General features: G+C 66.0%; 8 protein-coding genes. 4 read left to right on the plus strand and 4 right to left on the minus strand.

All coding sequences use genetic code 11. From position 1 onward, the window contains the following. The coding region (locus U1E69_RS19460; RefSeq protein WP_322246078.1) for an arginase family protein at window positions 1-181 on the minus strand (181 nt) is incomplete at its 3' end. Between the two features lie 189 nt (window positions 182-370). Between U1E69_RS19460 and U1E69_RS19465 the strand changes: the two genes are divergently transcribed. The 4 genes from U1E69_RS19465 (at window position 371) to U1E69_RS19480 (ending at window position 4,954) form a co-directional block, all read left to right on the plus strand. Continuing rightward, the gene (locus U1E69_RS19465) at window positions 371-2,341 is read left to right on the plus strand and encodes a heme lyase CcmF/NrfE family subunit (protein WP_322246079.1); all 1,971 of its coding nucleotides are present in this window, start codon (window positions 371-373) and stop codon (window positions 2,339-2,341) included. After that, window positions 2,338-2,811, plus strand: a complete 474-nt coding sequence (locus U1E69_RS19470; RefSeq protein WP_322246080.1) for a cytochrome c-type biogenesis protein — start codon at window positions 2,338-2,340, stop codon at window positions 2,809-2,811. Before U1E69_RS19465 ends, U1E69_RS19470 begins: the two co-directional genes overlap by 4 nt. Before the next feature lie 107 nt (window positions 2,812-2,918). Further along, window positions 2,919-3,689, plus strand: coding sequence for an enoyl-CoA hydratase-related protein (locus U1E69_RS19475; RefSeq protein ID WP_322246081.1), 771 nt, complete (start codon window positions 2,919-2,921; stop codon window positions 3,687-3,689). A 110-nt stretch (window positions 3,690-3,799) separates the two neighbouring features. After that, window positions 3,800-4,954 carry a cyclopropane-fatty-acyl-phospholipid synthase family protein gene (locus U1E69_RS19480; RefSeq protein WP_322246082.1) on the plus strand — a complete coding sequence of 385 codons (1,155 nt, stop codon included), beginning with the start codon at window positions 3,800-3,802 and terminating at the stop codon, window positions 4,952-4,954. 3 nt (window positions 4,955-4,957) lie between these two features. On the opposite strand, the gene ilvN is transcribed toward U1E69_RS19480, so the two are convergent. From ilvN to U1E69_RS19495, 3 genes are all read right to left on the minus strand, one after another. Further along, the gene (ilvN, locus tag U1E69_RS19485; protein WP_322246083.1) at window positions 4,958-5,518 is read right to left on the minus strand and encodes an acetolactate synthase small subunit; all 561 of its coding nucleotides are present in this window, start codon (window positions 5,516-5,518) and stop codon (window positions 4,958-4,960) included. 31 nt (window positions 5,519-5,549) lie between these two features. Beyond that, the gene (locus tag U1E69_RS19490) at window positions 5,550-6,554 is read right to left on the minus strand and encodes an acyltransferase (protein ID WP_322246084.1); all 1,005 of its coding nucleotides are present in this window, start codon (window positions 6,552-6,554) and stop codon (window positions 5,550-5,552) included. A 61-nt stretch (window positions 6,555-6,615) separates the two neighbouring features. Further along, window positions 6,616-8,370, minus strand: coding sequence for an acetolactate synthase 3 large subunit (locus U1E69_RS19495; protein WP_322246085.1), 1,755 nt, complete (start codon window positions 8,368-8,370; stop codon window positions 6,616-6,618). Window positions 8,371-8,516: the final 146 nt, after the last annotated feature.

An 8,516-nucleotide genomic window follows, 5' to 3' on the forward strand; every position in this document is an offset into this window, starting at 1 on the left:
TTGCGCAGGTGACGGGCTTGAGTTCGGGGAGCGCAAGGTCGCCCCAATCCTCGACCCCGTGGCCTTCGGCGCTGACTTCGCGGGCGATGCCGGCGACGCGGTAGGCGGCGGGGCCCATCAGGCAGCCGGGAACCTTCTGGCCGGTGTCGATGGGCGCGCCGATCAGGATGGTCTTGGGCATGCGGGTCTCCATTTTGGTCGGGCGCTTTGGTCCGGTTTAGCGGGGGCGGACTGCCGGTGGCAACGAACAATTCGGCGGGATCATCGGGGATGGGCGGGCACACTCGCGTTTTGGCGCGGCGGAAGGGCGCAGGGCTTTCCCCGGACCGCTGCAACGCCTATCATTGAAACCAATCACAAGGAGAAGCTGATGATCGTCGAGCTTGGGCATTTCGCGCTGATCCTGGCGCTGATGGTGGCACTGGTGCAGTCCACGCTGCCCTTGTGGGGCGCGCATCGGGGTGACGCGCGGCTGATGGCGCTGGCGGGACCCGCGGCCCTGTTGCAAGTGGTGCTGGTCGCGGGGTCCTTTGCGGCGCTGACCTGGGCCTTCGTGGTGTCGGACTTCTCATTGGCGGTGGTCGTGTCGAACTCGCACACGCTGAAGCCGATGCTGTACAAGGTCTCGGGCGTCTGGGGGAACCATGAGGGGTCCTTGCTCTTGTGGGTGCTGATCCTGGCGGTCTACGGCGCGGCCGTGGCGGTGTTCGGGGGCAACCTGCCGTCGCGGCTGAAGGCCCGGGTGCTGGCGGTGCAGGGGATGATCGGGGTTGCGTTCCTCTTGTTCCTTTTGCTGACATCGAACCCGTTCTGGCGGCTGGCGCTGCCTCCGCTGGACGGGCAGGACCTGAACCCGCTGCTGCAGGACCCGGGTTTGGCGTTTCATCCGCCGTTCCTGTACCTTGGCTACGTGGGCCTGAGCATGGCTTTCAGCTTCGCCGTGGCCGCCCTGATCGAAGGCCGGGTCGATGCCGCCTGGGGCCGCTGGGTGCGGCCCTGGACGCTGGCGGCCTGGGTCTTCCTGACCATCGGCATCGCGCTGGGGTCCTGGTGGGCCTATTACGAGCTTGGCTGGGGCGGCTTCTGGTTCTGGGACCCGGTCGAGAACGCAAGCTTCATGCCCTGGCTGCTGGCGGCGGCGCTGCTGCACAGTTCCATCGTGGTGGAAAAGCGCGAAAGCCTGAAAGCCTGGACGATCCTGCTGGCGATCATGGCCTTCGGGTTCAGCCTGATCGGGACCTTCATCGTGCGGTCGGGCGTCATCACATCCGTCCACGCCTTCGCCAACGACCCCGAGCGGGGGGTGTTCATCCTGATGATCCTCGGCTTCTTCACCGGCGGCGCGCTGATCCTGTTCGCGCTGCGGGCGGGGTCGATGGAAGCGCGGGGGGTGTTCAGCCTGGTCAGCCGCGAAAGCGCGCTGGTGGCGAACAATATCCTGCTGACCGTGGCGGCGTTTGTGGTGTTCATCGGGACAATCTGGCCGCTTGTAGGGTCAATGTTGCTGGGGCGCGACCTGTCGGTCGGGGAGCCCTTCTTCAACGCGGCCTTCTCGCCCTTCATGGTGGCACTGGCGCTGATCCTGCCTCCGGGGGCGATGCTGGCCTGGAAACGGGGTGACATCGGGCGCAGTTTGCGCGGGCTGATTCCAGTGATGGTGCTGGCGGTGGCCCTGGGGGCGCTGGCCTTCGCGATGCAGACCGGGCAGACCGCGCTGGGGCCCATCGGGCTGATGCTGGGGGCCTGGGTCGGCTTTGGCGCGATGGCCGACATCTGGGCGCGGACCGGACGCGAAGGGGTGGGCGCACGTTTCGCCCGGCTTGGCCGCCTGCCGCGGGCGGACTGGGGCAAGGCCACGGCGCATTTCGGGCTTGGGGTCACGATCTTTGCCGTCTCGGCCATGATGTCCTGGAAGATCGAGGACATCCGCGTCGTTCAGGAGGGCGAGACCTTTCCGCTTGGGGCCTATGAGGTGCGGCTCGACAAGGTCGAGGAGGTGCAGGGCCCGAATTACACCTCGACGATGGGCTGGATGACGGTCACGCGAAACGGCGCGGTTGTGGCGGTCCTGAACCCGGAAAAGCGCATCTACCCGGTGGCGCAGATGCCGACGACCGAGGCTGCGATCGACTATGGTCCCCTGCGTGACGTCTATCTGGTGCTGGGCGACAAGCAGCAGTCGGGGGGCTGGGCGGTGCGCAGCTATATCGAGCCCTTCGCCAACTGGCTGTGGGGCGGGTGCATCCTGATGGCGCTTGGTGGGCTTCTCAGCCTGTCTGACCGGCGCTACCGCGTGGCGGCGGGCGCGCGCAAGGTCCCGGCCGGAGTGCCGGCGGAATGAGCCGTCCGTGGAAGGGATGGTGGGCAAATTGCCCACCCTACGCCCTTGCCTTGTTTCTGGCGGCGTCCCCGGTCCTTGCGGTGCAGCCGGATGAGATGCTGGCCGATCCGATCCTGGAATCCCGCGCCCGAGAGATCAGCCGCGACATCCGCTGCCCGGTCTGCCAGGGCGAGACCATCGACGACAGCAACGCTCCGATCAGCCGCGACCTGCGGCTGATCATCCGCGAGCGGCTGGTCGCTGGGGATACCGATGCCGAGGTCGTCGACTATATCGTCGCACGCTATGGTGAGGGGGTGCTCTTCAACCCGCCCGCCGAGGGGGCGAACCTGGTCCTCTGGCTGGCCGGGCCCGCGCTGTTGCTGGGCGGGATCGGGGTGGCGCTGGCGGCGGGTCGGCGCCGTCGGGCCCCCGAAGTGGCGCTCTCGGCCGAGGAAGAGACGCGGCTGAAGGAAATCCTCAAGGAGTAGGGTGGGCGATATCGCCCACCCTACGCCTGTCCCCGGCCCGTGACGCGGCGTTCGGCTTGGCCTTGCGCGCAGTCCCGCTAATCTGGCGGCAACTGCGGGAGGCACGGATGACGGAACTGGTGAAGGTCACGGTCGAAGGTGGGGTGCATCGCATCACACTGAACCGGCCCGAGGTGATGAACGCGCTGAACCGCGAGATGCGGCTGGAATTGCTGGCGGCCCTTACGGCAGGCCACAACGCTCGGGTGATCGTGCTGACCGGGGCAGGGCGCGGGTTCTGCTCGGGCCAGGACCTGACCGATGCCGAAGGGCTGGAGGCCGCCGGGTTCGAGGCTATCCTGAACGACGAATACGTGCCGATGATCCGGGCGATCACCGAGGCCCCCGTCCCGGTCATCGCGGCGGTCAATGGGGCGGCGGTGGGGGCGGGCGCGAACCTTGCGCTCGCCTGCGATCTGGTCATCGCTTGCGACAGCGCGGTGTTCCTGCAAGCCTTTACCCGGATCGGGCTTATCCCGGATGCGGGCGGCACCAGTTTCCTGCCGCGACGGGTCGGGTTGCAACGCGCGATGGGCGCGGCCCTTCTGGCCGAGCCGGTGACCGCGCGGCAGGCCGAGGGCTGGGGGATGATCTGGGAGGCGGTGCCCGACGACCGTTTCGCCGAGGTTGTCACCGCGCGGGCCGTCAAGCTGGCCCAGGGGCCGACCGCAGCCTATGCGGCCCTGAAGCAGGCGCTGCGCGGTGCCTTCGACCAAAGCCTGGACCAGCAGCTGGCGACCGAGGCCAGCCTGCAGGGCCAGTGCGGCGCCAGCGCTGATTTCCGGGAAGGGGTCGCCGCCTTCCTTGGCAAGCGGCCGGCGGTCTTTCAGGGCCGCTAGGAACCTTTTCCCAGTCTCTGCGTTAGGCGATTCGCTGCAACGAAGGGTGGGCGGCCATGTGGAACCGGGCATTGGCGGCGCTTCTGCGTCTTGGCGTGAGGACGGGTCGGATGGAGCTGACCTTCTCTGATGGCTCGACCCAGGTTTTCGGGCCGGGCGGTCCGCCCGAAACCGGCGTCACCCTGCATGATCCAGACTTGCCCCGGAAGCTGCTGTTGCACCCCGATCTTGCGATGGGCGAGGCCTATATGGACGGCCGTCTTTCCTTGCGCGACAATGATGTCCGCAGCTTTCTGACCTTTGCCTTGCGCAATGGTCGAGGCCGCAAGCTGCCGCCACCCCTGCCGCAGGCCGTGGCGGCCTGGAAACGCGCGAAATCCTGGGCGATCTGGAACCACATCGGCGTCGCGCGGCGCAATGTGGCGCATCACTACGATCTCTCGCCGGGGCTGTACGACCTTTTCCTGGGCGAGACCAAGCAATACACCTGCGCCTACTTCCGGCGTCCCGAGATGACGCTGGAGGAAGCGCAGGCCGCCAAGATGGCGCATCTCGGCGGCAAGCTTCTCTTGCGCCCCGGACTGCGCGTCCTGGACATTGGCTGCGGTTTCGGGACGCTGGCGCTGACCCTGGCGCGTGACCACGGGGTTGCGGTGACGGGGATTACACTGTCGAAGGTGCAACTGGCCGAAGCCCAGGCCCGGGTGCGCGCGGCAGGGCTGGAGGGACAGGTCCAGTTCCGCCTGCAGGACTACCGGACGGTGACGGAAACCTATGACCGCGTCGTCTCGGTCGGCATGATGGAGCATGTGGGTCTGCCGCACCTGCGGACTTATTTCCAGAAGGTCGCGGACCTGCTGCCGCAGGACGGGCTGGCGCTGATCCACTACATCGGTCGCTGGTCGCCACCTGACACGATCTCGCCGTGGTTCAACAAGTACATCTTCCCCGGCGCTTATTGCCCGACGATCTCCGAAGCGATGCGGGCAGTTGAACGGACCGGGATGATCCTGGCGGATCTGGAGGTCTGGCGCGGGCATTACGAACGGACCCTGCAGGAATGGCTGAAGCGGTTCGATGCCAACCTTGACCGGGTCCGGCAGTTGCAGGACGACCGCTTTGTGCGGATGTGGCGCTATTATCTGCAATCGGCCGAGATGGGTTTTGCCGAGGGGCATCTGGTGATCCACCAGCTGCAGCTGGCCAAGGCGCGCGGCACCGTGCCGATGACGCGCGACTATCTTTATCCGGCGCGGAACACTTGAGGGTCAGACCCCGCGCTTCAGGCCCGCGACGCCGGTGCGCGCGATCTCGACCAGGCCCAGCGGGCGCATGAGGTCGGCGAAGGCGTCGATCTTCTCGGGCGTGCCGGTCATCTCGAAGACAAAGCTTTCCAGCGTGCTGTCCACCACGTTCGCCCGGAAAATCTCGGCCAGGCGCAGGGCCTCGATCCGGTGGTCGCCGTGGCCCTTGACCTTGACCAAGGCGAGTTCGCGCTGCACCGAGGGGCCTTCGGCGGTAAGGTCCTGGACCTCATGAACCGGGACCATGCGCTTCAGCTGCGCCTCGATCTGGTCGATCACGGCAGGGGTGCCGCGGGTGACGATGGTGATCCGGCTGCGGTGGCCGGTGTGGTCCACCTCGGCCACGGTCAGGCTGTCGATGTTGTAGCCGCGCCCTGAAAACAGGCCGATGACCCGAGCGAGGACACCGGGTTCGTTTTCCACGATCACAGCCAGGGTGTGGCTTTCCTCGACCTCGCTGTTGGCGGACCGGAGGTCATAGGCGGAATGGCTGGTCGAGCCCTTCTTGATGTTCAGTGCGGACATGCGGTCCTACCTTCTGCTGTGGAACACGGCGTCAGAATCCGATCCAGGAGGGGCGACCGACCCGGCGGATGACGGCGTAGATGATCAGGGGGCCGATGATCCCGGCAAGCGTGCCAAGGATCATGTGGGCGGTGAGGTCGGGGGTGAACCGGCGCAGCACGGCGCGCGTGCCGGCGGAAAAGATTGTGTGCGACAGGTAGATGCCCATCGACGAGACGCCAAGAAAGGCCAGAACGCGCAGGTATCCGGTCCCAGCCCCGTCCGACAGGATCTGGACCATCGTGAGGGCCGCAAGCGACAGGAAGATGCCCAGGACCTCGGCGGTCAGCAGGATTTGCGGCAACTGGAAACTGAGCGCCTGCAAGCCGACGAAAAGTGCTGCGGCAAGAAGGAAGACCGGTGTCCCCTGCGGCCGCCAGGTCGTCGCCCCCAGCGCCAGCCCGATCACGAAGGCGCCGGCATAGGTCGCCTCGCCCACGGTCCAGGCATTCAGGCCGACCGGGGTGAAACTGGTGGCAAGGACGACCAGCGCCGCCAGCGTCGCCCAGGCCGGGGCCGAAAGCGGGCCGGTGACGAAGCGGATCAGGACCAGGATGGTAAGGTGCTGCAGGAACAGCGCCCAAAGGAACCAGAAGTGTTCGCGGGGGGGCAGGGGCCAGAAGAGCAGGCTTTGAAGGCCTGAGATCTGCGTGTTGGCTTCATCCCCCGCTGCCAGTCGCGCGGCGGCAAAGAGGTAGGTCCAAAGCAGAAGCGGCCATAGAAGGCGGGTGAACCGGCTTCGCACGGCCTCGCCCACCGGACGTCTCAGCGCCCAGGACTGGAAGGTCATGCCGGACAGAAGGAAGAACAGCGGCATGTGGAAGTTGTAGATCAGCCGATCGACAAGCTGGAACAGCCAGTCGTTGCCGATCATCCCGGCCGTATCAAGCCCGCGCCAGGCATGGCCGATGACGACAAGGATGATACCCAGACCCTTCGCGACATCCAGCGAGATGTCGCGGGTCTTCGGGGGTGCATCGGCGGTCAGGGACATCATTGGTCTGCCTTGCTGTGGCGCGCCGGGCGGCCCCGGGACGTGATCCCGGGGACCCAAGACATTACACCAGCACCGCGCCTTTCGCACCGATCACGCCCTGGGTATCGGCGTCGCCCAAGAGCATCTCGTTATGCGGCTTGCCCGAGGGGATCATCGGGAAGCAGTTCTCGTGCTTTTCGACCAGGCAGTCGAAGATCACCGGGCCGTCATAGCGCAGCATCTCCATGATCGCGTCATCGAGGTCCTTGGGGTCCTCGCATTTGATCCCCTTGCAGCCGAAGGCCTCGGCCAGTTTCACGAAGTCCGGCAGGCTTTCGCTCCAGGACGAGGAATACCGCTCGCCATGCAGAAGCTCCTGCCACTGGCGGACCATGCCAAGGCGTTCGTTGTTCAGGATGAACTGCTTGACCGGCGCGCGGAACTGCATCGCGGTGCCCATTTCCTGCATGTTCATCAGCCAGGACGCCTCGCCCGCGACGTTGATGACCAGCGCCTCGGGGTGCGCGATCTGCACGCCGATGCTGGCAGGCAGGCCGTAACCCATCGTTCCCAGACCGCCCGAGGTCATCCAGCGGTTCGGGTCCTCGAACCCCAGGAACTGCGCGGCCCACATCTGGTGCTGGCCGACCTCGGTCGTGATGTAGCGGTCCATGCCCTTGGTCAGGGCTTCCAGACGTTCAAGCGCGTATTGCGGTTTGATCGTGGTGGTCGAGGGCTTGTAGGACAGGCACTTCACCGCACGCCATTCGTCGATCTGCGCCCACCACTGCGACAGGCTGCGCTGGTTGGTCTTGGACCCCCGCGCACGCCACTGGCGCAGGACCTCTTCCAGCACGCGAGACACGTCGCCGACGATCGGCACATCCACCCGGATCACCTTGTTGATCGACGAGGGGTCGATGTCGATGTGCGCCTTCTTCGACTTCGGGCTGAAATCCTTGATCCGCCCGGTGATCCGGTCGTCAAAGCGCGCGCCGATGTTGATCATCAGGTCGCAGCCGTGCATCGCCAGGTTCGCCTCGTACAGCCCGTGCATCCCCAGCATGCCGACCCAGTTCTTGCCGGAGGCGGGGTAGCTGCCCAGACCCATCAGGGTCGAGGTGATGGGGAAGTTCGTCTCGGCCACCAACTCGCGCAGAAGCGCGCTGGCACGGGGGCCCGAGTTGATGACGCCGCCGCCGGTGTAGAAGATCGGACGCTCGGCCTCTTCCATCATCGCGACCAGGCGGGCGATCTGCTCGGGGTCGCCCTCGGTGCGCGGCTGGTAGTGGCTGACCTTGGCCTTTTCCGCGGGGACATAGTCGGCGGTGGCGAATTGCACGTCCTTGGGAATGTCGATCAGCACCGGGCCGGGGCGGCCGTGGGTGGCGACGTGGAAGGCCTGGTGGATGGTGTCGGACAGTTTTGCCGTGTCCTTCACCAGCCAGTTCATCTTGGTGCAGGGCCGGGTGATGCCCACCGTGTCCGCCTCTTGAAAGCCATCGGTGCCGATCATGAAGGTCGGGACCTGGCCGGTCAGCACCACGATCGGGATCGAATCCATCAGCGCATCGGTCAGGCCGGTCACGGCATTGGTGGCCCCGGGACCCGAGGTCACGAGGGCGACGCCAGGCTTGCCCGTACTGCGGGCATAGCCCTCGGCCATGTGGACCGCGCCCTGTTCGTGGCGCACCAGGATGTGGCGGATGTCGTTCTGGATGAAGAGCTCGTCATAAATCGGAAGCACCGCACCGCCGGGATAGCCGAAGACGACCTCGACACCCTGGTCCTTCAGGGCCTGGACCACCATCTTCGCACCGGTCATCTGCTTCGACATCTCAACTCTCCTTAGCGCAACAAAAAGCCCCCGGAAGTTTCCTTCGGGGGCGCATGGGAACCACTATGGTCAACCGTCACCGGCCCATGCGCGTCCTTCCTACGATGACAAGAAGTCTGGCCATTGGCCCATCCCCTTCACGTTCG

The organism is Tabrizicola sp. (genome assembly GCF_034366665.1).
GTDB lineage: Bacteria > Pseudomonadota > Alphaproteobacteria > Rhodobacterales > Rhodobacteraceae > Tabrizicola.